The sequence below is a fragment of the Micromonospora sp. URMC 106 genome (genome assembly GCF_051386395.1).
Lineage (GTDB): Bacteria > Actinomycetota > Actinomycetes > Mycobacteriales > Micromonosporaceae > Micromonospora.
In genome coordinates, this window is sequence record NZ_JBPQTP010000094.1 from 1 (window position 1) to 26431 (window position 26431).

The 26431-nt window shown below is 74.6% G+C and carries 16 protein-coding genes, 1 rRNA gene and 1 pseudogene; 7 read left to right on the forward strand and 11 right to left on the reverse strand.

Translation table 11 applies throughout. The features are described 5' to 3' along the window. A pseudogene (locus tag ACSNOB_RS24285) lies at window positions 1–388 on the forward strand (glycosyl hydrolase); the annotation flags it as partial. Between the two features lie 64 nt (window positions 389–452). Continuing rightward, entirely contained in the window at window positions 453–1529 is a 1077-nt protein-coding gene (locus tag ACSNOB_RS24290) for a PHP domain-containing protein (protein WP_436688732.1), read from the forward strand. An 86-nt stretch (window positions 1530–1615) separates the two neighbouring features. Here ACSNOB_RS24290 and ACSNOB_RS24295 read toward each other — a convergent pair whose 3' ends face one another. Continuing rightward, window positions 1616–2596: a DMT family transporter gene (locus ACSNOB_RS24295; protein ID WP_436688733.1), complete on the reverse strand. Its 981-nt coding sequence runs from the start codon at window positions 2594–2596 to the stop codon at window positions 1616–1618. A 234-nt stretch (window positions 2597–2830) separates the two neighbouring features. Between ACSNOB_RS24295 and ACSNOB_RS24300 the strand changes: the two genes are divergently transcribed. Then, window positions 2831–4501, forward strand: a complete 1671-nt coding sequence (locus tag ACSNOB_RS24300; protein WP_436688734.1) for a DUF885 domain-containing protein — start codon at window positions 2831–2833, stop codon at window positions 4499–4501. Window positions 4502–4562: 61 nt separating this feature from the next. Here ACSNOB_RS24300 and ACSNOB_RS24305 read toward each other — a convergent pair whose 3' ends face one another. The 6 genes from ACSNOB_RS24305 to ACSNOB_RS24330 form a co-directional block, all read right to left on the reverse strand. After that, complete coding sequence (locus tag ACSNOB_RS24305) at window positions 4563–6035, reverse strand: DUF6114 domain-containing protein (RefSeq protein WP_436688735.1); 1473 nt, start codon at window positions 6033–6035, stop codon at window positions 4563–4565. Between the two features lie 78 nt (window positions 6036–6113). Then, entirely contained in the window at window positions 6114–6725 is a 612-nt protein-coding gene (locus ACSNOB_RS24310) for a DUF6230 family protein (protein WP_436688736.1), read from the reverse strand. 381 nt (window positions 6726–7106) lie between these two features. Next, entirely contained in the window at window positions 7107–8279 is a 1173-nt protein-coding gene (locus ACSNOB_RS24315) for a DUF3068 domain-containing protein (RefSeq protein ID WP_436688737.1), read from the reverse strand. Between the two features lie 69 nt (window positions 8280–8348). Next, a complete protein-coding gene (locus tag ACSNOB_RS24320; RefSeq protein WP_436688738.1) occupies window positions 8349–9173 on the reverse strand; it encodes a class I SAM-dependent methyltransferase in 825 nt (274 codons plus the stop codon). After that, window positions 9170–13525 (reverse strand): alpha-(1->3)-arabinofuranosyltransferase domain-containing protein, encoded by a 4356-nt coding sequence (locus ACSNOB_RS24325; RefSeq protein ID WP_436688739.1) that lies wholly within the window; start codon window positions 13523–13525, stop codon window positions 9170–9172. Before ACSNOB_RS24325 ends, ACSNOB_RS24320 begins: the two co-directional genes overlap by 4 nt. Continuing rightward, window positions 13522–15189 carry a substrate-binding and VWA domain-containing protein gene (locus tag ACSNOB_RS24330; RefSeq protein WP_436688740.1) on the reverse strand — a complete coding sequence of 556 codons (1668 nt, stop codon included), beginning with the start codon at window positions 15187–15189 and terminating at the stop codon, window positions 13522–13524. The genes ACSNOB_RS24325 and ACSNOB_RS24330 overlap by 4 nt, the downstream gene beginning before the upstream one ends. A gap of 248 nt (window positions 15190–15437) precedes the next feature. On the opposite strand from ACSNOB_RS24330, the gene ACSNOB_RS24335 reads away from it, so the two are divergent. After that, window positions 15438–16595, forward strand: coding sequence for a glycosyltransferase family 4 protein (locus tag ACSNOB_RS24335; RefSeq protein WP_436688741.1), 1158 nt, complete (start codon window positions 15438–15440; stop codon window positions 16593–16595). A 30-nt stretch (window positions 16596–16625) separates the two neighbouring features. On the opposite strand, the gene ACSNOB_RS24340 is transcribed toward ACSNOB_RS24335, so the two are convergent. After that, window positions 16626–18344, reverse strand: coding sequence for a hypothetical protein (locus ACSNOB_RS24340; RefSeq protein WP_436688742.1), 1719 nt, complete (start codon window positions 18342–18344; stop codon window positions 16626–16628). A 136-nt stretch (window positions 18345–18480) separates the two neighbouring features. Here ACSNOB_RS24340 and ACSNOB_RS24345 point away from each other — a divergent pair, with 136 nt between their 5' ends. Continuing rightward, complete coding sequence (locus ACSNOB_RS24345) at window positions 18481–20397, forward strand: hypothetical protein (protein ID WP_436688743.1); 1917 nt, start codon at window positions 18481–18483, stop codon at window positions 20395–20397. Between the two features lie 18 nt (window positions 20398–20415). Here ACSNOB_RS24345 and ACSNOB_RS24350 read toward each other — a convergent pair whose 3' ends face one another. Further along, window positions 20416–21156: an FkbM family methyltransferase gene (locus ACSNOB_RS24350; protein WP_436688744.1), complete on the reverse strand. Its 741-nt coding sequence runs from the start codon at window positions 21154–21156 to the stop codon at window positions 20416–20418. Between the two features lie 186 nt (window positions 21157–21342). Between ACSNOB_RS24350 and ACSNOB_RS24355 the strand changes: the two genes are divergently transcribed. Then, window positions 21343–22584: a polysaccharide biosynthesis protein gene (locus ACSNOB_RS24355; protein ID WP_436688745.1), complete on the forward strand. Its 1242-nt coding sequence runs from the start codon at window positions 21343–21345 to the stop codon at window positions 22582–22584. 74 nt (window positions 22585–22658) lie between these two features. Here ACSNOB_RS24355 and nudC read toward each other — a convergent pair whose 3' ends face one another. Further along, complete coding sequence (gene nudC, locus ACSNOB_RS24360; protein ID WP_436688746.1) at window positions 22659–23573, reverse strand: NAD(+) diphosphatase; 915 nt, start codon at window positions 23571–23573, stop codon at window positions 22659–22661. A gap of 182 nt (window positions 23574–23755) precedes the next feature. Here nudC and ACSNOB_RS24365 point away from each other — a divergent pair, with 182 nt between their 5' ends. Continuing rightward, window positions 23756–25573 carry a VanW family protein gene (locus ACSNOB_RS24365; RefSeq protein WP_436688747.1) on the forward strand — a complete coding sequence of 606 codons (1818 nt, stop codon included), beginning with the start codon at window positions 23756–23758 and terminating at the stop codon, window positions 25571–25573. A 782-nt stretch (window positions 25574–26355) separates the two neighbouring features. Here ACSNOB_RS24365 and rrf read toward each other — a convergent pair. Beyond that, window positions 26356–26431, reverse strand: a 5S ribosomal RNA gene (gene rrf / locus ACSNOB_RS24370); the annotation flags it as partial.

Sequence of the window (26431 nt, forward strand, 5' to 3'; positions counted from 1 at the left end):
CGGCGGCGTGAACCGCGACGGCACCCCGACCAACGCGCAGGTGTTCACGGCGACCGGCCTCGACCTGGCGTACGCCGGCGGGCAGGCCACGTTCGACCTGTTCCTCGACGCCGGCACGGCCGTCGGCAACGGGGTCCAGGTGCGGATCTCCTACGACCTGACCGGCAACGGCGGGTGGGAACGGGTGGAGACGTACCGCTACTTCGCCACCGACCCGGTGCCCGGGTACGAGCACTACACCCAGCAGAGCGGCCTGCACTCCGCCACCGGCGCCCTCGGCAACCTGGCGAACGGCACGGTGCGGGTGGAGGTCTGGTCGGCGATCGGGAACAACCCGAGCACCCTCGGCATCGGCGACAGGTCCGTCGTCACGCTGCCGTACGCCTGATCCCCGCGTCCCGCGCCGCCGGTCGTCCCTGCGACCGGCAGCGCGGAGGCGTATTTTCCTTGGAATGAGCGCCCGCGACCCGATCGCCGATCTCCGCCGGATCGCCTTCCTCCTGGAGCGGGCGAACGAGGCGACCTACCGGGTCCGCGCGTTCCGGTCGGCGGCCACGGCCCTCGCCGCGCTGCCGGCTGGAGAGGTGGCCGAGCGGGCCCGCACCGGCAAGCTCACCGAGCTGTCCGGGGTCGGCGACGTCACCGCCCGCTGCGTCGCCGAGTCGCTCGCCGGCGAGGAGCCGGTCTACCTGCGCCGGCTGGTCGCCACCGAGGGCACCGACCTGGACGCCGAGGCGACCGCCCTGCGGACCGCGCTGCGCGGCGACTGCCACACCCACTCCGACTGGTCCGACGGCGGCTCGCCCATTGAGGAGATGGCGCTCGCCGCGGTGGAGCTGGGCCACGAGTACGTGGTGCTGACCGACCACTCGCCCCGGCTGAAGGTGGCCCGGGGCCTGACCGCGGACCGGCTACGCCGCCAGCTCGACCACGTGGCGATGGTCAACGAGGCGCTGCCGGAGGGCTTCCGGATCCTCACCGGCATCGAGGTGGACATCCTCGCCGACGGTTCGCTGGACCAGGACGAGAAGTTGCTGGCCCGCCTCGACGTGGTGGTCGGCTCGGTGCACAGCGGCCTGAACGACGACCGGGCGAAGATGACCCGGCGGATGCTGGCCGCGATCGCGAACCCGCACCTGGACATCCTCGGTCACTGCACGGGGCGGATGGTGTCGTCCCGGCCGGCCGGGGTGAAGGGGCCGGGCGACCGGGCGCACCGGCCGCGTACCCGGGCGGAGAGCGACTTCGACGCGGACGCCGTCTTCGCCGCGTGCGCCGAGCGGGGCGTGGCCGTCGAGATCAACTCACGCCCGGAGCGGCAGGATCCCCCGAAGCGGCTGATCCGCCGGGCGCTGGAGGCCGGCTGCCACTTCGCCATCAACACCGACGCGCACGCCCCCGGTCAGCTCGACTGGCAGCGCTTCGGCTGCGAGCGCGCCGCCCTGTGCGGGGTCCCCGCCGACCGGGTGGTCAACACGTGGGACGCCGACCGGCTGGTCGACTGGGCACGCGGGCACGCCGCGGGCTGAGCCGTCGGCGGCCGGCTGCTCGACCGGGCGCGCGGGCGCACTCCGCGGGCTGTGCCGTCAACCACCGGCCGCCGCACGGCGACCGCTCAGGGGCGGGTGGCGGGCACGGCGGCCGGCGCGGCCGGCGCGGCGACGCCGGCCGGCAGGGACCGGCGCCGGCCGATCAGACCCTGCGAGACGGCGACGCCCACCAGCACGATCAGGGCGCCGACCGGTTGGTGCCAGGTGAGCCGCTCGCCGAGGGCGAGGGCGCCGATCAGCACCGCGAAGACCGGGATCAGGTAGGTCACGGTGGAGGCGGTGCTCGCCCCGGCGACCCGGATGTTGCGCATGTTGATGACGAAGGCGAGACCGGTGCCGAGCGCGCCCAGCGCCAGGACGCTGGCGATCACCTCGGGCGAGAGGCCGGTCGGCACCGGGGGCGCCCCGGCGACGAACGGGGCGACGACCGCGAGCTGGGCCACCGCCATCAGCAGCTGTGCCGCCGAGAGCGAGAGCCCCGAGTGCGCGCTGCCGGCGACGAACTTCTTCTGGTAGGGGATGGCGACGCCGTAGCAGGCCGCCGCGCCGAAGCACATGAGCTGCCCGACGAAGTGCGCCCCGCCCACGCCCTGCCAGACGCCGAGCACCACCAGCACGCCGACGAAGCCCAACCCCAACCCGACCGCCCGGCGTACGGTCAGCCGCTCGGTGCGGAACACCAGCACCGCCAGCGGCAGCACGATGAGCGGGGTGGTCGCGTTCCAGATGCCGGCGAGCATCGACTCCACCCGCTGCTCGCCGTAACCGAAGAGGGTGAACGGCACGGCGACGCCGAACGCCGCGACCACGCCCAGGTGCGCCCAGACCCGCGGCTCGGTGGGCAGCCGGTCCCGGAGCACGGCGAGCACCACCAGCAGCGTCACCGCGCCGGCGCCGACGCGGTAGAGGGTCAGGTGCAGCGGGTGCAGCTCCTCGACGCCGACCTTGATGAACAGGAAGCTGGAGCCCCAGATCGCGGCGAGTGCGATGAACCCGGGCAGCCAGCTCCGCAGCGCCGCCCGGTCAGGAGTGAAGTCCGCCGTCACTCCTGACACTCTGCCGGAGACGTACGACAATGTCTCGCGACTTCCGGACGTCGTGTCGACCGCCACAGCGATCGTCCTACCGGTCGGGAGCACGGGCCGGGGCGCCGGCGCCGGGCCTCTCGGCCGGGGCCGGGCCGGCCCCCTGTCCCCGATCCGGACCGACCCGCGCCTCCGCCCCCTGAACACCGCGAACACGCTCGACAACGCGGCGGTCGCTTCGCGTAGGGTCGCAGCGTGGGACGAATCGATGACCTCGCGAACCGGTACGTGGCCGACTGGGCGCCGCTGAGCCCGACCGGCGCCACCTACGTCGGCATCGCCGGCTACGACGGCCAGCTCGACGACCTGTCACCCGACGGGTACGCGGCCCGGGCCGACCTGATCCGACGCACCCTGGCCGACCTGGACGTGACCGAGCCGGAATCCGAGCCGGAGCGGACCGCCAAGGAGGCCATGCAGGAGCGGCTCGGCCTCGACCTCGCCCGCTACGAGGCGGGCGAGACGACCAGCGAAGTCAACGTGATCGCCAGCGGTCTGCACGAGGTCCGCATGGTGTTCGACCTGATGCCGACCGAGGGCGACGACGCCAGGGCCAACATCGCCGCCCGGCTCAACGGGTTCGCGGGCGCGCTGGAGGGCTACAAGGCGACGCTGCGCGAGGCGGCCGCCGCCGGGCACGTCAGCTCCCGGGTGCAGCTGGTCGAGGTGGCCAAGCAGTGCGACATCTGGACCGACCCGGACGGCGACAACTTCTTCCACGGGCTGGTCGAGCGGCTGGGCGCCGACGGCACCCTCGGGGCGGAACTGCGCCGGGGCGCGGCGGCGGCGACCGCGGCGACCGCCGAGTTCGGGCAGTTCCTCCGCACCGAGCTGGCCCCCCTCGGCCGGGAGAAGCAGGCCGCCGGCCGCGAACGCTACGAGCTGGCCTCGCAGTACTTCCTCGGCGCCAGGGTCGACCTCGACGAGACGTACGCCTGGGGCTTCGAGGAGCTGGCGCGGCTGGAGGCCGACATGCGGGCGGTGGCCGCCCGGATCGTCGGTCCCGGCGCGACCATCGACGAGGCGGTCGCGGCGCTGGACGCCGACCCGGCCCGCACGATCCAGGGCAAGGAGGCCTTCCGGGACTGGATGCAGGCGCTCGCCGACAAGGCCATCAGCGACCTGCACGGCACCCACTTCGACATCCCGGAGCAGGTCCGCCGGATCGAGTGCTGCCTCGCCCCGACCAGCGACGGCGCGATCTACTACACCGGCCCGAGCGAGGACTTCTCCCGCCCGGGGCGGATGTGGTGGGCGGTGCCGCAGGGCGTCACCGACTTCTCCACCTGGCGGGAGGTGACCACCGTCTACCACGAGGGCGTGCCGGGTCACCACCTCCAGGTCGCCCAGACCGCCGTCCGGGCCGAGTTGCTCAACCGCTGGCAGCGGCTGCTCTGCTGGGTCTCCGGGCACGGCGAGGGCTGGGCGCTCTACTCGGAGCGGCTGATGGACGAGCTGGGCTACCTGGACGACCCCGGCGACAAGCTCGGCATGCTGGACGGGCAGGCGTTCCGAGCCGCCCGGGTGATCGTCGACATCGGCATGCACCTGGAGCTGGAGATCCCGAAGGACAACCCGTTCGGCTTCCACCCCGGCGAGCGCTGGACGCCGGAGCTGGGCTGGGAGTTCATGCGGGCGCACTGCCGGGTGCCGGACGAGAACCTGCGCTTCGAGCTGAACCGCTACCTCGGCTGGCCGGGGCAGGCCCCCTCCTACAAGGTGGGCGAGCGGATCTGGCTCCAGGCCCGCGACGAGGCGAAGGCCCGCAAGGGCGCCGACTTCGACCTCAAGGAGTTCCACCGCCAGGCGCTCGACCTGGGCTCGCTCGGGCTCGACCCGCTGCGCAAGGCGCTCGGCCGCCTCTGAGGTTGACGGTGCGGGGCCGGAGGGACACCGGCCCCGCACCTGGTCTCGTCGCGGAGTGAGGTCAGTCGAGGGTCAGCTTCAGCGTCGGCCGGGCGGTCAGCGTGTCGCTGCTGACGAAGGCCAGGTCCATAGCCGGATCGGTGAAGGTGATCGGAATCGGTGAGGTGATCGGGAGCCCGTCGGGGAGCGGCAGGTCCGGGGTCAGCGTGATCTTGATGCCGAGCAGCCGCCCGACGAACCGGGTGGCGTAGAAGGCGACGTCCCCGCGTACCGTCAGCCGGTCCGTGGCGAAGCGCATCGTCCGGCCCGCCGGGCCGGGCGTACGGAGCAGGAAGTCGTCCGTGACCGCCTGGTCCATGCCGAACTTCAGCGCCCTGAGGGTGCCGTCGGCGGTGGGCAGGTCGACGATGCCCTCGAACCGCAGCCCGGTCATGGTCACCTTCGATCCGGTGAGCTTCGACGGCACCGCCGACACCAGGGGTTGCCCCGGTTCGGCGGCGATCCGGGGCAGTGGCCTGCCCTCTTCCACCGTCGCGGGACGGCTCGGCTTCGGTCGGTCGGGGCCGCAGGCCGGGCCACGGGTGGGCCGGCCGGTGGCCGGGGGACGGGCGCTCGGGGTAACCGCGGGCGTCGGGCTCGCCTTCTCGTCGCCGTGCCGTCCGCCGCCCAGGAGATCCCCGATGCCCTCCAGGATGTCGGTGATGACGTTGCCGCCCGAGTCCCCGCCGACCGTCGAGGGGGACGGCCTGGGGGCGGCCGGGGTCGTCGTCGTGCTCGGCGTGCCGGTGGGCGCCGGCCGCGTCGAGCAGGCGGGGGCCGGCGGCGGGGCGGCGTGCACCGGCGTGGCCTTCGGCGCGACGAGGGCCACGGCGGCGCAGAGGCCGAGCAGCGCCGGGAGCACCGCGTACAGCCGGGGGTCGTGCGGCCCGGGCGCCCGCGGCGCGGACTCCGGCCCGGCCGGCTGCGCCGCCCCGGTCCCGCCGTCGTACGCCGCCGTCGGCACCGTGGCCGGCTCGTCACCGCCCGCCGGCGCCTCGACGGGTATCGCCCGCGCGTCGACGCCCTCGTCGGCCGCCTGCGGGTCACCGGCGTTCCCCGTCGACGGCGGTCGTTCGCCGTCCGGTTCGGACGGGACCGCCGGCCGGGCGTCCGGCATCCAGGCGAAGCCGAGCGCACTGCCGACCATGCCGAGCAGCAGCCCCACCAGGAAGCCACCCAGGTTGACCCCGATCAGGGAGAACAGCGCGGTCACCGAGGCGACGACCGCGTAGAAGATCCGCTGCTGCGGACTGGACCACATCAGCAGTCCGCAGGCGACGAGGATGGTGGGGATCAGCCAGGAGAGGAAACCAGTCGGGCCCATCTGGAGGGTCAGGCCGCCCAGCGACATCTGGGTGGTACCGAAGATCTCCAGGCCGGCCAGCGCGGTCAGCAGGCCGCCCCAGAACGGTCGCGCCCGCCGCCAGCGGCGAAATCCGTGCCACGCCTCGCGCAGCCGGCCGCGCCGGTCGGGTTGCGGGTCGGCGGTCGTCACGTACGCCTCCTGCCGAAGCTGGGGGGTGGGCAGGGACAGGGGTCCGGGCAGCCTGCGCCGCACGGGCCCGCCGTCAGGTCAGAAGCATTCCTCGGCGTCCGCGCCGACGTTGACCTGCATGGTCAGCCCGGTCAGGTTGAACGTGCCGGCGTGGGTGGACCGGGCCACCTGCCGCAGATCCCTGATGACCACCGTGTCGGCCTGCTGCCCGAACGCCTTCACGTCGCCCCTCGCGCCCGCCGGGCCGCCGGTGAGGGTCGAGGCGTCCTGCCCGATGTTGATGTCCTTGAACGTGGCGTCGCCCTGGAGCGAGTCCATGTCGATCATGAGGCCGCTGGCGGTGGCGGGCTCGCCCCCGCCGCCGGCGTTGATGGTCAGCACGACCGGCGCGCCGGGAACCTTGACGGACTGGCAGAGGTCGTAGAGCTTGGCGTTGCGGATGCCGGAGACGGCCACCGGGTGTTTCCTGCCGTCGGATTCCTCGGCGATCCCGCCGTACTGCACGAAGCCGTCGCCGCGCAGCTCGGACGCGGAGACCTTGAACGTCTGGCCCGAGACGGCGAACGAGGCGGCGATGGCGCCGTTGGCCATGCCGAAGACGATCGCGCCGGCGACGGCCGTCGCGGGCACCAGCATCGCGGCGAAGCGCCGCCACCGGGTACGACCCGGGTTGTCGAACCGATCCTGCACGAGTTCCTCCTCGGGGGTGTCGCGCGGACGGCCGGTCGGCGGACGGGAGGGCCCCGCACCTGGGCCTCGTCATCTGTTACCGGCGGGTAACGAATGTGCCGACGATGGTGCACCCGTGCGACGCAGGTCACAAGGCCCCGATTACCCGCCGGTAACACCTGCCGAGCCGGACGACGCGGAGGCGTGACGGACGGTAGGCGAAGAGGCATCGATGACGGCCCGGCCAAGCCCGCAAAGGGGTCGATTCACGCCAATACCGATCACCCTGAGTACAGAGACATCGATGGATTACGATTTCATAACGAACGCCGATCACGGCGCCGGAGACGGGGAAGGGGTGGACCGGCCGGTCCACCCCTTCGCGATCACGATCAGCGGCGATCAGCGCCGCTCCACCTCACCGGGCGCCGGGCGCTGGCCCGGCACCGACGGATCGTCGCCCCGCCAGTTCGTCGACGCCGGCGGAATCTCGTCGCTCAGCGGCCCGCCCGGGCGACCGGCGACGGTCGGCTGCTCGGCGGTGTCGTCGCGTACCGCCGGCTGGTCCACCCGAGTCGGCGTCGGGTCCGCGTCCGCCCGGTGTCGCGCCTCCACCGCCGACGCGGCAGCGCCCCGCCGGGTCACCAGCAGGCCGGCCACGACGAGCAACAGGCCCAGCAGCGCAACCCCGATCGGGGCGTACACCCCGAGGATGGTCAGCTTCTGCCGGCTGTCCTCGGCCCGCTTCACGGAGGCGGCGACGGTCTCCTCGTTGTACGAGAAGTCCGCGTCCAGCAGCGTGGCCGGCGCCCCGATGTCCGGCACCAGGGTCTTGCGCTGCACCTCGCGCACCTTCAGGAACGAGCCGGTCACCGGGTCGATCCAGACGGTCCGGGTGTTGCTGTAGACGACCTTGCCGGTGGTCGCACCCGGCGCCAGTGCGCCGAGCAGGAGCTTCACCCGGTCCTCCGCCAGGTTCAGCTGCTCGTCGGTGATCACCTGCTCGTAGCGGTAGGACTCGATGCCCTTGATGTCCTCGGTGCCCTTGAACTCCGCGGGCCGGACGTCCCGCAGGTCACGGTCGAAGATCTGGTAGGTCTTCTTCTCCGCCCCGAACGGGAACTTGTACATCTGGCCGGAGAACTGCACCTTCTCCCGCGTGCCGGTGTCGTCGAGGTACTGGTCGTTCCATTCGAGCGCGGCGCCGGAGACCCGGTCGAGCGCCAGCCCGGCACCGTAGGCGCTGACCAGCTCCTTGGTGTCGGTCCGCTCCACGGTCTGCCCGACCTGCCAGACGACGGCCTTGCCGTCGAGGTCGCCGGAGAGATTGCCGGTCGTCTTCGCGTCAGGCGAGACGCGGACGGTCGACTTCAGGTCGGCGCGGTTGATCGCGATGTTGCCGCTGGTGATCTGGAGGAAGGTCGCACCCCTCGCCTCGGCGACCGAGGTCGACGCCTCCAGATCGTACGGCAGCTTGGCCAACGCGGGCTTGACCACGAGCACGAGCCCGGCGGCCAGCGCCAGGAGCAGTACGCCGCCGCCAAACAGCACGGCACCTATGGCGCGGTGCTTCATGTTTTTCCTCCCCGGAGGAGCTAATTTTCGCCGCTGTCGATGAGAGATGGCCGCGAGGTTACTACTTGGTCACATAGCACCGCGACCCCCGGTCAGCTCTGTTTTTTGCGCCGCGCCGCTCGGTTGCGCCCCCACGCGGCGCAGGACCAGCAGGAAGTTCCAGGCCGCGACCTCCCGGACGCCGGGGAGCCGGACGACCCACCGGCCCCACCACGGGTGGTAACGCGGCAGGGCGTCCAACACCTCGACGTCGCCGTTGCCCCTGGCCCAGCGCAGCGTCTCGGCGATCGAGGTCGGAAAGAGCGTCTCCCGGAACCGGTTCTTCGGGGGGCGGCCGTTCCGGCGCTGGTAGCGCCGCCGCGCCCGGTCGCCGCCGAGGTAGTGCCAGGGCGCGGTCTCGTGCCCGCCCCACGGCGAGAACCACGGCGTGAAGGACACGAAGAGCACGCCGCCCGGGCGGGTCACCCGGACCATCTCGTCGAGCATCCGGGCCGGCTCCGACACGTGCTCCAGCACGTTGGACGAGAACGTCACGTCCACGCCGCCGGTGCGAACCGGCAGTGCGGTGCCGCTGCCCCGCAGCATGCCGGCGACCGACTCCCCGGCAGCGGAGAAGTCGCCCACGTCGGGGTCGAGCCCGACGTAGTGCGCGCCGGCGGCGCGGAAGGCCGCCGCGAAGTAGCCCGGACCGCCGCCGACGTCCAGCACGGTCCGTCCGGCGAGCGGCGTGTAGCCCGACACCTGGCGGACGGAGTCGTCGGCAAGCAGCCCGTAGAAGTGGTCCGGGTCGGTCTGCTCGACCAGGAAGGCCCGGAACAGGGCCACCGACCGACCCAGCGTGGCGAACCTGCGGCGGGCCGCCCGCCCACCGCTCTCCTCGTTTGCTGCGCTCATCGCGCCACCGTCCCGTCGTCGTCGCGATCCGTGGCCCCGGTCGGCGTACCGTCGCCCGTGTCCGGCGCCACATCATCCGCATCCGTCGCGCCGGTCCGCGCGCGGGGCACCACCGGCTCCGCCTCGGACGCCACGTCCGGCGTACCGGCGGCGCCGGCCGGCGCGCCGGGAACCGCGGCGGGCGGCGGGCCGCCGGGGACCGGGAGCACCGCGGCGACGACCGCCGCGACGGCGACGAGCATCGCGCCCTGCGCCCACGGTCCGTACGCCCACTCCTGGCCGTGGTCCTGCAACCGCCCGCTCACCGCCGTCACCGTGGCGGCGGTGAGCGCGCCGAAGACCACCACCGGAAGCGCCCGGCGGGCGAACTGTCGCAGCAACATCGCGGCCAGCACGATGGCGAGCGGCAGCACCCCGCCCAGGGCGGCGAGCAACACCACCAGCAGGACGCCGGCGACCCAGGCGGGGCCCTCGGCCGGGACCCCGTCGGGCCGGGTCGCCCCGGTGCCGGCGACCACGCGTCGCCGCAGCGGCAGCACCGCCAGCAGCAGCACCCCGAGCGCGGTCACCGCCCCGGCCGCCAGCCCGCCCCGGTACGTCCGGTCCGGCGCGAACGCCAGGTGAACCTCCCCGCCCGCGCCGGCGGGCAGCACCCATGCCTGCTGCCACCCGTCGACCCGGGTGGCGGTCAGGGGCCGGCCGTCCGCGGTCGCCGTCCAGCCGGCGTTGGCGTTCTCTGGCACCACCAGCAGCGCCTCACCACCGGCGGCCACCCGCACCCGCCGGTCGGTCGGTCCCCAGTCGAGCACGGTGACCTCGCGGTGCCGGGGCGCGACGGCCGCGGCCTCCGTACGCAGGGAGGCGTCCTGCACGACGAAACCGGCCGACGGCGACGTCGCCAGGCGGTGACCGCCGGCGGTCAGGTCCACCACCGCGCCGATGTCGCCGCAGACGGTGACCGGCAACGGCCGGCCGGCCAGCACGTCGGCGAGGGTGCCGGTGACGGCGGTGTCGTAGCGGAACCCGTCCAGCTCGACGGCCGGCCCCGAGCCGCACCGCTCCGCGACCCGCGTCGTGCCGGGGATCGGGCGGAGCAGGTCGTCCAGCCCGGGAATCCGCACCTCGGCGATGCCGGGCGTCGCGCTCCAGCCGTTCCCCCGCCGGTCGGCCACCCGCTCGGCGGACTCCCGCACGACGATCTCGATCTGGTCCGTACGCACCGCCGGGAACCGGACCACGCCGTCGGCCCCGACCGGCAGCACCCTGCTGACGCCCCGGGTGCGCACCTCGACCGATTCCGGCAGCGAGCCGACCGGCAGCTCCGCGGGGCGCAGCCGCAGCTCGGCGATCCGTCGCGGCCCCGACCAGCTCAGCCGCAGGGTGGGGCGCAGGTCACCGGTGTCGGCGAGCCAGGCCGTCCCCGGGTCGCCGTCGATCGCCGCGTACCCGGCGACGGCCGGGTCGCCGGCCAGATGCGACGAGGCGGCCGCCGTCACCGGCACCCCGGAGAGCGTCAGCCGGCCGCCCGGCCGGGGCACGGCGGTGAGGCTTAGCCGATACGTCCCCGGCCTCGCGCTCTGGAACAGCCGATCCACCCCGAGCGGCTCCTCGCCCACCCGGGCCAGGAACCGGTCGCACCGGATCACCGTCCCCGCGGGCCGGGCGCCCGAACCGCCCGACGGCACAGCGTCCGAGCCGGAGCCGGTGGCGGCGACCGGGAAGCAGGCGGGGCGATCGGCCGATCCCCGGCTGAACGACCAGGCGACCGGGCCGGCGAAGCCGGCCGGCAGATCGGTGGGAGTGCGCAACGCCCGGCGCGGCGCGGTGTCCGGAATGGTCAGCTCACGGATGCCGACGCCACCGTCGAGCCGCCCGCCGGCCACCGCCAGCACGGTGACCCGCACGCGGCTGGTGGAGCCCGGAAGCGTGTAGTACGGGTGGGCTCCCAGCGTCCGGGCGACCTCGTGGTCCACCGAGCCCCGGTCCGTGGTGAGCCGGAACCGGGTCACCGGCCACCCCACCCCGAGGTCGTCGACGAAGGCGAGCGTGACGCGGTCGACCTGGCGCGGGGTGTCCAGGTCCACCTCGAGCCACTGGCCGACGGGCCCGGCCAACGGCGCGGAGCGCCAGGCGGTGCGGTCGTCGCCGTCGACCGCCGCGAAGGGCAGGTGTGACGGGTCCGCGGGGGCCAGGTTGTCCACGAAGCTGGCGGCGGTCGAGGCGGTCACCTCGCGTACGCCCTGATAGGTGGCGACCGTCTGATGCCGCTTGCCGGAGAACGGCAGCAGGTCCAGAGCGACCCGACCCTGACGGCCCGCCTCGGCCGCGGTCAACGTCTGGCTGAGATTGTCCCGGACCCGGCCGATGTCGCGCTCCCGGCGGCGCAGCCCGTCGGTCACGATCCACGCCTCGTCGCCGCCGTCGCGCAGGCCGGCCCGGTCGCCGGCCAGCACCACCGGCCGGTCCCGCTCCACGAGCCCCTGCTCCAGCAGCGGCAGCAGCGACTCCGGTCCGCCGCTCACCGTGGGCACGTCGGCGGCGAGCACCGCCGAGGCGGCCGGCACCGGCCGCTGCACCTCGTACACCTCGACCGCCGGCAGCGGACCGGCGTCATCGTCGACGGGGCTGCCCGGCGTACGGCCGAAGGTGGTGGTGCTGCCGAAGGTCGCCACCCGCGCGATGCCCGGCGACGCGGCCAAGGCCCGGCGCAGCACCGCCACCGGCGGCGCGTCCACCTGGGTGCGGTCGATGTCGTTGCGCAGCAGCAGGTGCCGGAACCCGGACCGGGCCAGGAAGTCGGCCAGCGCGGCCGAACCCCGGCCGTGGGACAGGACCGACTCGACCGTGTCCATCATCCGGGTGTTGCCGGCGGAACCCAGCGGGATCTGATGGCGCACCGCCCAGGGCGCACCGGCCAGGGCCTGGAGCGGCTCGTCGACCGACCGCCCCCACTCGTACTGGCCGAAGCCCGAGCCGGGCACCACCAGGGTGCGCGCCAGCGCGTCCTGCTCGGCCAGCCAGGTCGCCGCCGCCCGCCAGTGCGACGGCAGGTCCGACCAGCCCGGCCCGGGCCGCAACTGGCCCAGCCACGCCGGCGCGGCGGCGCCCAGCACCAGCAGCAGCACCGGCACGAACATCAGCGGGCGCAGCCGGAGGGCGGGGCGTCGCCGGGCGGTGGCCCGGTGCAGCCGGGTGACCCAGGCGTCGACGCCGTGCGCGAAGCCGAGCATCAGCGGCAGCCGCAGCACCGGGTCCAGCTTGTGCACGTTGCGGAACGGGGCCAGCGGGCCGTCCAACAGGTCCCGCACCTGGGCGGAGAGCGGGCTGTCCAGGCTCCCGACATAGCCCATGGTGAGCAGGGTCAGCCCGGTGAGGAAGCCCAGCACCAGGAAGCGGCGCTCGGGCAGCAGATTGCCGGCCAGCCCGGCCAGGCCGACCAGCGCCACCACGGCGGTGAGCGTCATCAGCACCGGGTTGTCGATCAGCAGCCAGCCCGCCGGCCACCACGGGTCGCCCTGCACGATGTACGCGACCCACTGGTTGGTGCCGCGGACCGCCTGGAAGAGCGAGGCCACCGCCGTCGTCGTGGTGGACGACTCGATGTAGTCGAGGAACGGCAGGCTGTACTCGCCGAGCAGCAGCAACGGCACGATCCACCAGAGGCTGACCGCCACCACGCAGAGGCACCACCAGCCCACCAGCCGCAGGTGGTCGCGGTCCCAGCGGCGGGTGAGCAGCCAGACGCCGGGCAGCAGCAGGGCCAGCAGCACCACCGCCGCGTTGATCCCGCCCATCCCGAGCACGGCCAGCGCGGAGAGCGCGGCGGCCCGGCGCGGGGACCCGATGCGGCGCACCAGGACCAGCGGCAGCAGGACCCAGGGCAACATGGCGGCGGAGAGCGTCTCGGAGGAGAGCGCACCGATCTCGGTGAGGATCCGGGGGGCCAGCGCGTAGCCGAGCGCGGCCGCGTACCGGGTCGGCTCGGTGCCGACGCCCAGCGCCCGGGCCAGCCGCAGCAGCCCGTAGAACGCGGCGGCGAGCAGCAGCGCGGTCCACACCCGCTGCGTGATCCAGGGCGGTACGCCCAGCAACTGCCCCCCGGCGAAGAAGGGCCCCATCGGGAACAGGTAGCCGTACGCCTGGTTCTGCAGCTCGCCGGAGGTGGCCTCGGGGTTCCACAGGTGCAGCGCCCGGGCCATGAAGTGCACCGGGTTCGCGGCGAGGTCGAGCTTGGTGTCGAAGGTGACCTGCCCGGGCCGCTGCACGAAGGCGATCACGGTGAGCAGCAGCAGGGAGAGGGCGGTGCCCGGTGCCTCCCTGGCCGGCTGGACGACCCGGCGCACCAGGGTCACCGCCGGCACTCCGGGGGCAGGCAGCTCAGATCGGCGAGCGCGGAGAAGAAGATCTGCCTGATGCCGCTGGGCTGGTCGGTGCGGAACACCTGCCCGCCGGTGATCTCGGCGATCGACCTCAGCTCGTCCGCGTCGATGTCCCTGCCCAGCCCGATGAAGACGATCGGCAGCGGCCGGCGCGGATCCTGCAACTCGGCCAGCTCGGCGAGGAACCGGGACCGGCCGATGCTGTCCTCGTCCTCGTTGCGCCCGTCGGTCATGACCAGCACCAGGTTGATCCGGCCGGGCGTCCAGTGCCGCCGGGCGTCCCGGTACGCGGCCAGCGTCGTGTCGTAGAGCCCGGTGCCGCCCTTCGGCTTCACCCGGACGGCGGCCAGCCGTTCGACCAGCCGCTGCCGCTGCGTGCGCAGCGGACCGACCGGCAGGATCTCCCGGTAGTCCCGGTCGCCGTCGACCTTCGTGGAGAAGACCCAGACCCCCAGCTCGCTGTTGTCCAGCAGCAGGCCGGAACCCTCCCTGGCCGCCTTGAGCGTGGCCCCGAGCCGGGTCTCGTCGCTGCCCGGCACGCGGGCCGCCATCGAGCCGGAGATGTCCAGCACGGTGAGGATGCGGGCGCTGCGCTGCACGCCGCTCCAGCCGGTCAGCGCCTCGGTGACGGTCTCCTCGGCGGGCAGTGGCACCGGCTCGCGTACCTCCGCCGACAGCCGGCCGTCGCGGGGCATCGCCGGCGGGAAGCCGGCCGTGGTGCGAAAGCCGTACCCGCTCAGCGCGTCGCGGGCCTCGACGGTGAGCAGGTTGGCGAGGAAGTCGGCCGCGGCCTCCCGGACCGGGCCGTCGGCGCCGGGCAGCACCACGTACGGCAGGTCCAGCGAGGGGACCGCGACCTCCGGGTACGCGGCGACCAACTTGTCGTCGCCGGCCAGCGCGTTGTGCCCGAGCACCGCCTGCTCGCTGGTCGCCACGGCGCCGGCCTTGCCCGGCAGGCCCGACCCGGCCGGCAGGGTCCCGCCGTCCCCGGGGGCGAACGTCCGGTCGGCGAGCCGGCGCAGCACCGCCGCCACCGAGGCGGCCGGGTCCCGTTCCCCGGCGGCCAGTCCGCGCACGCCGAGCACCGCCCCGACGCCGGCCGGGTCGACGGCCGGGTCGGGTAGTCCCACCCCGACGTCGCGGGCCTTCGGGCCGATCAGCGAGCGCCAGGTCAGCGGCTTCGCCGGCCAGCCCAACCGGCGCGCCACCGGCTCGGTCACGGCGAGCACCACCGGCGTGCTCGCCACCGACGTGCCCTGGCCGGGCACCTCGAAGGCGCCGGCGGCGCGGGCCCGGCGCAGCCAGAACGTGGACTCCGGCACCCAGGCGTCGGCGACGTCCGCCCCGTCGGCCACTTCCGCGGCGACGGCGGCGGATTCCCGGGCCTGGACCGCGATCGAGACGCAGGGCTGAGCGCCGACGCTGGCCCGGACGATCCGGTCCAGGGCGGGCGTGACCACCGGGGCCGCGGCCACCCGCAGCCGGACCCGCTCGACGCACTCCGGCACACCCCGGTCCGACCGCACGTACGCCACCGTCGCCCAGCCGGCCAGCAGCAGCGCGAGCGCGGCGCTGAGCAGCACCACCGGCGACCGCCGGAAGAGACGCCGGACCGTAGCGGGACCGTCGCGCAGCACCGCCCGGTCACCTCCTCGTCGTCGCCGGACCGGGGCGTCCGGCCGCAGGTCGCGCCGCACGGCGCCGGGCGGGGCCGGTCACCGTACGCGGTTGCGTTGCACACCCTGCCAAGGTTTTCCGTCGCCGGCAAACCCCCGGCCGGTCGGTCATGGTCGAACCGCCGTCGCCGGAGCGACCCATTGCGAATGTGACCCACGTCGCCCTAGTGTGGCGCGATCGTGCTTACTTACTCGCCGGTAGGAGCAGCGTGGACAACTCCGACACCTCCTCGCGCCACGTCCTGTTCCTCAACTGGCGCGACACGACCAACCCGGAGGGCGGCGGCTCCGAGGTCTACATCGAGCGCATCGCCGCCGAACTCGTCGCCGCGGGCCACCGGGCCACCCTGCTCTGCGCCGCGCACGCCAACGCCGGCCCGGCCGACACCACGGCCGAGGGCGTACGCGTCCTGCGACGCGGCTCCCGGATGACGGTCTACGCCCGGGCGGCCCTGACCTGCCTGGCCGGCCGGATCGGGTTCGGTCCGCTGGGCCGGCGGGGTCTCGGCCGGCCGGACCTGGTCGTCGACGTCTGCAACGGGGTGCCGTTCTTCGCCCCACTCTACGCGGGTCGCCCGGTGCTCGCGCTGGTGCACCACGTGCACCGGGAGCAGTGGCCGGTGATCTTCGGCCCCTGGATGGCCCGGCTGGGCTGGTGGATCGAGTCGTGGCTGGCGGTCCGGCTCTACCGCCGCTGCCGGTACGTGACGGTGTCCGAGGCGAGCCGGGCGGAGCTGACCGACCTCGGGGTGGACGCGGAGCGGATCGACGTGGTGCCCAACGGGACGCCACCGGTGACCGGGCCGCCGCTGCCGCGTACGCCGCACCCGTCGCTGCTGGTGCTCGGCCGGCTGGTGCCGCACAAGCGGGTGGAGATCGCGCTGCGCACGGTGGCGGAGCTGGTCGGCGAGCTGCCCGACCTGGAGCTGGTGGTGGCCGGCCAGGGCTGGTGGGAGCAGCCGCTGCGGGAGCTGTCCGAATCGCTCGGGATAGCCGGCCGCGTCCGGTTCACCGGTTTCATCAGCGAGGAGGAGAAGCACGCGGCGCTCTCCTCCGCGTGGATCGCGCTCACCCCCTCGCTGAAGGAGGGCTGGGGACTGACCATCGTGGAGGCCGCCGCCCGGAGCACACCGACCGTGGCCTTCCGCTACGCCGGCGGCGTCGCCGAGGCGATGGTCGACACCGAGACCGGCCTGCTCGTCGACGACGAGGAGGAGTTCACCGCCGTCGTCCGCGAACTGCTCGCCGACGACGTGCGGCGCAAGGCGATGGGCGAGGCCGCACTGGTCCACGCGTCCCGCTTCACCTGGGCGTCGACCGGCGCCCGCTTCGCCCGCCTGGTGACGCAGGTGGCCGCCCGGTCCTGAGCCCGGATACGACGAACGCGGGCAGGTTCCTCATCCACCTTCTCCTTCCGCGGGACTCGCGTGCCGGGACGCTACCACGCGGTAGCGCACCCGCGCAGCGCCCGAAAAAACGATCCCCGCCACCACCGTTCCGGCCAACACGTGGGCCAGCCCCACCGCGCCGGGCCGGGCCGGCGCGGCCGGCGGCGACCAGTCCGGGTTCTCGTAGAGCGCCAACTCGGGTCCCGCGTGGACGGCCCGCAGCCCGGCCAGCGCCGCCGGGGCCGGGGCCGGGCCGGCCGCCCGCTGCACCAGCACCCAGCGGGCGCCGGTCGTCGACAGCGGCGCACCGGTGGTGAGCGCCTCCCGCACCCGCGCGGCGCGCGGGTCCTCGCCGGCCACCGCCAGCCCGCCCACCCGCAGCGTGTCGTCGATCAACACCGGCACGGCGAGGTACCGGGGCGCCGGATCTATCACCACCTGACCGTGGTTCCAGGGATGGCTCTGGTACTCCTGGAACGGCAGTGAGATCACCTCCCCGGGCCGCTCGGCCGTCAGCCGGGCCACCGTCGCCCAGTCCGCCGGCCAGCTCACCGGCCGGAGCCGGCCCGCGCCCCCGAAGGCCAGGTCGGGCAGGAGCGCCACCGGCAACAGCGCCGCGCCGACCAGCGCCACCCCGGCGGTCGTCGCGTCGAAACGGGCCGCCAGGCGGTCCGCGAGCCGTTCCGCGCCGAGCGCGCCGGCAACCGCCAGGGCCAGCGCGTACGGCACCAACAGCTTCTGACCGTCCCGCACCAGGCCGGCGCCGGGCACCGTGGCGACCAGCCAGCCGAGCAGGTCCGCGCCGCCGGGCAGCACACCGAGCGCCGCCGCCAGCCACGAGCCGGCAGCCAACAGGCCGAACCGGCCGGCGACCGCCGGCGGCCAGCGCCGGCGCAGCAGCGGGAAGCCGTACCCGGCGACGGCCAGCAGCAGCGCGGTGGCCAGCGGCACCAGCACCACGGCCCGCGACGCGGGAGTGGTCTGCCCGTTCCAGATGCCGCCGGTGCCCGCCAGCGCCACCAGCGGGCCGGCCCAGTTCTCGCCGCGGGCGGCGAACGCGGCCACCCCGGCCGGGTCGGAGCGACCGGCGTCGCCGCTGGCGAAGCCGGCCACCAGCCACGGCGCGTTCAGCAGCACCGTCAGCCCCACGCCCAGCGACGCCGACCGGGCGGCCGCCGGATACCGCCCCGGCAGCAGCACCGCGACCGCGACCAGGGCGAGCACGCCACCGGTCGGCGTGATCGCGGACGCCGCCGCGGCGAGCAGCAGCCGGGGCAGCGCGCCCCGCCGGGCCGCCCGCACGTCGAGCGCCGCCCGCACCAGCCAGGGCAGCGCGGCGTACGCGACCAGCAGCCCCCACTGCCCGACGAGCAGCCGCTCGGCCAGGTACGGCGTCCAGGCGTACCCGACGGCGGCCACCACCCGGACCGCGACCCGATCGGTGGGCACGAGCCGGGCGGCGCCCAGCGCGGCGAGGTAGAGGATCGCGGCCAGCACCAGCCGTTGCAGCAGCCAGCCGGGCACCACCTGGCTGGCCAGCGCCACCACCGCGTCCTGCGGAACGGCCCGGGGCAGCGCCGAGGCCGGGGCGATCGCCTCCCAGCTCAGCGCCTGCCGGGGCACGAAGACCATGTCGTAACGGAGCACGTACCCGGGCAGGGCCAGCGGGGCGAGCACCACTGCCGTCACGGCGGCGGCCACGCCGTGCGGCACCAGCCGTTCGCGCATCCTCTCGACCCCACCACTGCCTGGGCGCGACGACCGCCGCGCTGGTGGCGGCCACTGTACGCGGGCGCCGCGCGGCTTTCGAACCATCCGTTGACCTGATGGGAGCACCGGTCCAGCGTGTGGCAGTCTTCCCGCCATGGCATCGACGGGGCCCGAGGCGACCGCCCAACGTGACCAGAGCGGACTGATCGGCGGCTGGGTACGCGCCGACCCGGTGCGGGCGGTCGGCATCGCGATGCTCCTGCTCAGCCTGGCGTGGCGGGCGCAGCTCGCGTCCCGGGGCCATCTCGCGGTCGACGACTGGGTGCTGATCGCCCGGGCGGCGGAGTCGGACCTCACCCCGGGCTTCCTGCTCACGCTCTACAACAACCACTTCATGCCGGCGGCCCTGCTGGTCACCTGGTTGGTGACCCACGTGGTCGGCCTCGCCTACTGGCCGTACGTGCTTTTGCTGACCGCCGGCCAGGCGGTCCTCGCGGTGGCCTTCTTCCGGCTGCTCCGCACGCTGGTCCGACCCGGCTGGGCGCTGCTGGTGCCGCTCGCGGTCTTCCTGTTCAGCCCGCTGACGCTGGAGGCGACCTCGTGGTGGGCGGTCGGCGTGAACATGCTGCCGATGCAGCTCGCCATGGTGCTGGCCGTCGGGGCCCAGTTCCGCTACGTCCGCACCGGCCGCCGGCGGCACCTGCTCACCCTGGCCCTGGCGGTGGTGTTCGGGCTGCTCTTCTTCGAGAAGTCCCTGCTGGTGGTGCCGCTCGTCTTCCTGCTCACCGCGTGCTTCTTCGTCGGCGGACCGCCTGTGCGGGCGGTGTGGGACACGGTCCGCCGCTACTGGCCGTCGTGGGCCGTCCTCACCGCCGTCTCGCTGGGGTTCGCCGCGCTCTACCTCTCCCGCTCGGAGTCCTCGCTGCGCCGCCCGGACTCGCTGGGCGAGGTGCTGTCGTTCCTGTGGCAACTGCTCGGCTCGACCGTCGTGCCGGGCCTGCTGGGCGGGCCGTGGCAGTGGCTGCCGGCGGGTGACGGCGCCCCGGTGACCGCTCCGCCCGAGCTGGCCCGGTGGCTGGCGTGGGCCGTCTTCCTGACCCTCGTCGTGGCGACCGTACGACTGCGCCGGGCCGCCGGGCGGGCGTGGGTGCTGCTCGGGGCCTACCTGGCCCTGGTGACCGCGCTGCTGGCCGCGACCCGGCTCGGTTCGATCTACAGCGACGTGGCCGGCGCCGTGCCCCGGTACGTCAGCGACGTGGTCGTGGTGGCCGCGCTCTGCATCGGCGTCGCCCTGCTCGGCCTGGCCCCCTCCGACGGACCCGCCGCCGCACCGGTCGACGGCGCGGAACCGGAACCCGCGGACCGGAAGCCCGGCGACCCGGGCGCGGATGACCGACCGCCGCCGGCGCTGCTGGCCCGGCACCGCGAGACGGTCAGCACCGGGCTGGTCCTCACGCTGCTCGCCAGCGGCCTCGGCACCGCGTGGACCACCGCCCGGTACGGCGACGAGTGGGCGGTCAAGAGCGGCAGGACCTATCTGGAGACCGCGCGGGCCGAGCTCGCCGCCGCCCCGCCCGGGACGGTCTTCTTCGACCAGCCGGTTCCCGGCGACGTGGTGCCCGTGCTCTCCGCGCCGTACAACCGGCAGTCGAAGTTCTTCCACGCCATGGAGGACGGCCCGACGTTCGTCACCGAGGCGGAGGCGCCGTCGGTCTTCGACAGCAGCGGACGGATCGTCCCGGTACGCGTCGACGGTCCGGCCGCCCGTCCCGGCCCCGAGGAGGGCTGCGGCTACAAGATCATCGGTGGGCGGACGGTACGGATACCGCTCAGCGCCCCCCGCGACGACTGGTTCTGGGTGGTCCGGATCGGCTACCTCAGCTCCGCCGACACCACGGCCGTGTTCCGCCTCGGCACCGGCGTCCGGGAGTTCCCCGTCAAACAGGGCCTGCACCAGTACTTCTTCGAGTTCACCGGCGGAGGGGACACCGTCGAGCTGACCGTCGAGAGCCACGGCGTGACGGTCTGCACCAACGAGGTCGCCGTCGGCACCCCGACGCCGCACCAGTGAGCGCCTGGAGCGCCGCCGTCACTCCGGGCGGAACAGCACCGAGTTCACGTAGCGGGGGCGCGGCCAGAGCACCCGGCGGGCGAAGCTCTGGCCGACCCGGGCGATCGCGGCGCGCTGGTGCCCGCCGAGGTCGAAGTCGGCCAGCGGTACCCAGTCCCGCCCCGGCAGCACGTACCCGTGGTAGCCCCAGCCGGCGAGCAGTTGCAGGAGCGGCCCGACCGGCTGTATGCGCTCCTCGACCTCGATCAGCAGCACCGGCCGGTCGCGGCGGATCGTCTCCGCCGCGCCCCGCAACGCCGGGAGCTCGTGCCCCTCGATGTCCAACTTCACGAAGCGCACGTCGGTGAGCCCGAGGGAGTCGAGCGTGACCCGGCGGACCTCCACCGGACTGCCCTGCCGCGGATCCTCCAACGACGAGGTACCGACGATCGCCCCGCCCTCGGGTAGGTAGAGCGAGGCCGTGCCGCTGTGGTCGGACACGGCCGCCTCGACCACCTCGACGGTCGGGAACGCCGCCCGCAACTGCCGGGCCAGCGGCGGGGTGGGCTCCACCGCGACCACCCTGTCGGCACGCCGGAGCAGCCGCGCCGTCCACGGGCCGTACCAGGCGCCGACGTCCACGGCCGTGCCGCCGCGCGGGACGAACCCGGCCAGCCGGGCCAACTCCGGCTCGACCCGCGGGTAGACCCGCCGGATCGTGCCTGCCACGAACCGTTCGGGGAGCACCGCGGCAAGGCCGGAGGTCGCTGCGGAAGTCACGTGCGTCGACGCCATGGGCCAGCACACTAGACGTTTCCCGGCCGCGTGGGCAGGGGTCGCGCGTGCGGGGCTGACGAGCCGCACGGCCGCCCGGTACCGTCTCCCCCGGTCGGGCCGCGGTCCCGACCACTCCGCCGGCCGCGACGCGCACGGCCCGCGCCGGACAGCAGCGCGACGTGGGGTGACATGACGCGGACCACGGGCAGGGAAGCCGGGGCGGTCCGCTTCGGCGCGGCGGGCGCCGCCGTCACCATCGCCACCATGCTGACCAACGGGTTGGCCTACCTGGTGCCGGTGCTCGGGGCCCGCCGGCTGGCCGCCGCCGAGCTGGGCGCGTTGGCCACCGTGCTCGCGCTTGCGGCGATCGCGGCAGTGCCGGGCTTCGGCCTGCAGATCGCGGTCGCCGCCCACCGAGCCCGGTGGGGCGCCACCGGCACCGCCCCCCTCGCGCTGCGCACCGCCGCGCTCACCGCCGGGGTGACGGTGCTGGCCGCGCCGGTGCTCGGCGCGGCGCTCCGACTCCCGGTGGCGCTGACCCTGCTGCTCGCCGCGACCACCTTCGCCACCGTGCTGGCCGGCCGGTGGCTCGGCGAACTCCAGGGCGACCAGCGGTTCCTGCGCCTCGCCACCGCGATGACCGTGCTCGCGGCGGGCCGCTACGGCGGGCTGGTCCTCGGGCTGGTCCTCGGCCGGGGGGCGGTCGCCTGCCTGCTGCTCGCCTCGCTCACCGGGCTGGCCGTCCTGCCCCTGCTGGCCCGCCTCGCCCGCGTGGGCCGACCCGGCGCGCCGGCCCCACCGCCCGCGGGCGCCGCGGTGGACCGTCTGCTCACCGCCCGGCACGTCATGACGGCGTGCGGCGCGTCGCTGGCGATGCTCACCATCTCGTACGCCGACCTGATCCTCGCCCGCCAGCTGCTACCCGGCGACGCCTCCGGTGGGTACGCCGTCGGTTCGGTGCTCACCAAGGGCGCGCTGTGGGCGCCGCAGGTGGTCACCGTGCTGGTGCTGCCCCGGCTCGCTCGGGGCGACCGCCGGGCCCGGGTGGCCGCCCTCGCGCTGATCCTCGCCTGCGGCGCGGTCCTCGTCGGTGCCGCCGCGCTCGCCGGCGACCTGGCGTTCCGCCTCGCCGGCGGTGCGGGTTACCTGCACCTGGCCGGTGCGGCGCCGCTCTTCGCCGCCGTCGGCGCTCTCTACGCGGTGGTGTTCATGCTGGTCAACGACCGGGTGGCGACGGGCGCCCGCTGGCCCGCCGCGCCGCTCTGGGTCGCCACCGCCGGCCTCGCGGGGGCGGCCCTGCTCGTCGCCCCGCGCACGGTTGAGGGCGTCCTCGTCTGTGCGCTCGCCACCGCCGTCCTGACGGCCGCCGCCATGGCGTGGCTGACCTTCCGGGGTCCTGCTCCCGGCCGTCGCTCGACCGACGCCCCTTGACGGACACCGCGGCCCCGGCGCCGGCCTCCCCGCGTCCCCCGACCCGGGCCCCGGGGCCTCGGTCGAGCCACCGGTCAGCCCTCCGCCAGCCAGCCGTGCAGCAGGTGGTGATCGATCGAGTCGACCCGGCCCAGCCGTCCCTCGGCCGCCCGCTCGCGCAACTCGTCCCGGGTGAACCAGCGCGCCTCGACCAGTTCCTCGCCGTCCACCCGCACCTCCTCGGACGCGGCGGTGGCGCGGAAGCCGACCATCAGTCCCGCCGGGAACGGCCACGCCTGCGAGCCCACGTACCGCACGTCCGTGACCGTCACCCCGGCCTCCTCGGCCATCTCCCGGCGGACGGCGTCCTCCAGGCTCTCGCCCACCTCCACGAAGCCGGCCAGCGTCGAGTACGCCCCCTCGCGCGCGCCCGCGTGCCTGGCCAGCAGGCAGCGGTCCGGGGCTCCCGGCGCCTCGACCAGCACGATGACCGCCGGTTCGATCCGGGGGAAGAGGAGCCGGCCGCAGTCCGCCCGGGTGCAGGACCGGACGTGCCCCCCGCCCCGCACGGCGGTCGACGCCCCGCAGGCACCGCAGAACCGCTGCTGCCGGTGCCAGTGCAGCAGCCCTCGCGCGTACGCCTGGGCGGCCGCCTCGGCCGGACCGAGCCGACCGACCAGCGCTCGGACGTCCACGGCCTCGCCCGCTCCCGTCACCTCGACGGCGGCGGCCTCGGGCAGGCCGGAGAGGTCGGCGGCGAACACGGCCGACCCGTCGTCCATGCCCAGGAAGACGGTCTCGTCGGCGACGGCGAGCGCCTCGGCCGCCCGCTCTCCGGTCAGCCGCACCGGCGCGTCCGCCGTGACCAGGCAGCGGTCCCGCCAGAGCGGCAGGACGACGCTGCCCGGGTCGGTCAGCAGCGCGGCCAAGCGCTCCGGATCGGCGCGCAGTTCCCCCGCCCGGTCCAGCCAACCGCCCCCGTATGCCAGGACCGCCTCATCCGCTCGCATGCCCCTACCGTGCCATGCCCGGCGGCGCGCCCCGCGCCCGGGCGGCCGGCCCGACACGCCGGCCCGACACGCCGTGCCGGCGCGGGCGGGCCGCAGACTGCCGCCGCGCCGGAGGGCCGGTTACCGTAGGTGTCCTCCGGGCGGGAGCGAGCGCTCCCCCCATGTGGTACGTCCCGATCGAGGTGACCGTGACGCTGTACGGCGAGAAGACCCCACCCGCCGACGACCGGCCCACCGTGCAGGTCACCGCGGTGACCTGGCCCGGTGACGAGCCGGAACCCGCCGTGCCCGCCGGGCGACCGGGCGGGGGGTCCCGGTCCCGCCGGATCCGCCTGCTGCTGGCCGCCGGGGTCACCACGGCGGTGCTGGCCTCCGTGGCGGGGGTGGGCGCCTACGCGTACGCGGGGGACGTGCCCCGCGGCACGACGGTGCTCGGGGCGGAGCTGGGCGGCCGGAGCCGCGCGGACGCCGCCCGGGAGCTGCGGGCGGCGCTGGACCGCCGCGCCGCCGAGCTGGCGGCCCCGCTGTCGGTACGCGTCGGCGAGCGGACGGCCGAGATCGCCCCCGCCGAGATCGGCCTGGCGGTCGACGTCGACGCGACCGTGGCGGCCGCGGCCGAGGCCGACGCGCACGCGGTCGACCGGCTCGTCGGCTCCCGCGAGGTCCAGCCGGTGGTGACCGTGGACGCCGCCCGGCTCGACGCCGCCCTGAACAAGGTGGTCGGCGACCAGGGCCGGAAGATGACCATGCCGGCGATCACCTGGAAGGGCACCACCCCGAAGGCGGTCCACCCGAAGCCCAGCCTCGCGCTGGACCCGGAGCGCTCCGCGCAGGTGGTGCGGGAGGGCTGGCTGAGCCGCCAGCCGGTGACCGTGCCGCTGGTCGAGACGCACCCGGCGACCACCGCCGAGGAGGTGGACCGGCTGGTCGCCGAGTTGGCGAAGCCGGCCGTCGCCGCGCCGGTCACGCTGACCACCGACAAGGGCTCGGTGCAGATCCCGCCGAAGGCGATCGCGAAGAGCCTCCGGTTCACCGCCGACAAGGCCGGCAAGCTGACCCCGCAGGTGGACGTGAAGCGGCTGCGCGCCGCGCTCGGCGACGACCTCGCGGCGATCGAGGTGCCGCCGAAGGACGCCCGGATGACCATCTCCGGAGGCAAGCCGAAGGTCGTCGACGGAAAGCCGGGGCAGCAGCTCGACAGCGCGGCCCTCGGCCGGGACCTGCTCGGCGTCCTGCCCAAGGCGGAGGGCCGGACGGTGACCGGCGAGCTGAAGCCGGCCGAGCCGGAGCTGACCGCGGAGAAGCTGGCAGGGCTCGGCATCAAGGAGCGGGTCTCCACCTTCACCACGCGGTTCACCGGCGGGCTCTCCTCGCCGCGCAGCCAGAACATCATCACCATCGCGAAGGACGTGGACGGCACCGTGGTGCTGCCCGGCGAGACGTTCTCGCTCAACGGGCACACCGGCGAGCGCGGCTACGCGCAGGGTTACCGGGACGCCCCGGTCATCCTCAACGGCAAGCTGGTGCCCGGCGTGGGCGGCGGCACCTCGCAGTTCACCACCACGCTGTTCAACGCGACGTACTACGCCGGCCTGGAGGACGTCGAGCACAAGCCGCACTCGTACTGGTTCAGCCGGTACCCGGCGGTCATCGAGTCGACCATCTTCTGGCCGGACCTGGACTTCAAGTTCCGCAACAACACCGAGTACGGCGTCCTGATCGACACGTCCTACACGTCCAGCTCGATCACCGTGTCGATCTGGAGCACCAAGATCTGGGACAGCGTCAAGACGGAGTACAGCCCGCGGCGCGACATCACCCAGCCGAAGACGGTCTACCTGGAGCCGGGGCCGACCTGCATCCCCGCCAGCGGCAGCCAGGGCTTCACCCAGGACGCCTTCCGGGTCATCAAGAAGGACGGCAAGGTCGTCAAGCGGGAGAAGTTCACGTGGCGCTACGACGCCGAACCGCGCTTCATCTGCGGTCCCGAACCGTCCTGACCGCCGTCCCGCTTCCGCACCGCACTGCCCCGCCGGGTCCGCCGGCGGGGCAGTTCCATTCCGGCGTACGCACACGTGCGCCAACTCCCCTGGCGAGCCTGGCCCTGCGATGAGGGCCGGTCCGGTGCTACCGATGTGGGCGGCGCGTCGGCCGGGCTCGCGGGCCTCCTGAGCAGGCGGGAGCCGGTTCTGTGGCCGGTTGACGGTGACAGCGGATCTCGGGGCGTCCCTACGGTGTGCCGTTCGGCTCGGCGTGCTCGACTCCGCGCCGGCTTCGCGCGCCCGGCCCCCCGACCCGGGGCCCTGTCGCTGCCGGCGCACGCCGTGCCCGCGTCGGGGCGGGCCGTGGCGGTCGTTGCTTCTCCCCTGGGGGCGCCCCGTGCCGGTTGTTGGTCGCCTGGGCGGGTCGTGGGGGTTGTTGCGGTTCGTGTTGCGGTGGGGTTGGGGCCCGCCGTGCCCGGCTCCGGGCGGTCAGGCTTGATCCCCGCGCCGGGCACGGCGGGCCCCAACCCCCGTCGTGGTCGTCGGCCGTCCGGGTCTTTCCCGGCCGCGCACGGCAATCCCCCGTCGCGGCCGTCCGCTGCCGTTTCTTCCTGACGGCGGGCCGTGGCCCTCGCCGTGGTCGTTCGGTCCGTGTTTCTGGTGTCCGTCACGGGTGCCTCGGGCTGGCCTGCGCCCCTTGGCACCCCTGTGCGGGCTCGCGGGACGCTTGCCTCGCGGATCACGTCCGACAAACGCGTTGAGGGCCACCCCCAACCGGGGGTGGCCCTCAACGAATGATTGTCCGGCGGTGTCCTACTCTCCCACACCCTCCCGAGTGCAGTACCATCGGCGCTGGAGGGCTTAGCTTCCGGGTTC

Coding starts and splice junctions, on each gene's coding strand:
- ACSNOB_RS24355 (WP_436688745.1), top strand. CDS start 21,343: ATGACGCGGACCACGGGCAGGGAAGCCGGGGCGGTCCGCTTCGGCGCG.
- ACSNOB_RS24290 (WP_436688732.1), top strand. CDS start 453: ATGAGCGCCCGCGACCCGATCGCCGATCTCCGCCGGATCGCCTTCCTC.
- ACSNOB_RS24345 (WP_436688743.1), top strand. CDS start 18,481: ATGGCATCGACGGGGCCCGAGGCGACCGCCCAACGTGACCAGAGCGGA.
- ACSNOB_RS24315 (WP_436688737.1), bottom strand. CDS start 8,279: ATGAAGCACCGCGCCATAGGTGCCGTGCTGTTTGGCGGCGGCGTACTG.
- ACSNOB_RS24320 (WP_436688738.1), bottom strand. CDS start 9,173: ATGAGCGCAGCAAACGAGGAGAGCGGTGGGCGGGCGGCCCGCCGCAGG.
- nudC (WP_436688746.1), bottom strand. CDS start 23,573: ATGCGAGCGGATGAGGCGGTCCTGGCATACGGGGGCGGTTGGCTGGAC.
- ACSNOB_RS24340 (WP_436688742.1), bottom strand. CDS start 18,344: ATGCGCGAACGGCTGGTGCCGCACGGCGTGGCCGCCGCCGTGACGGCA.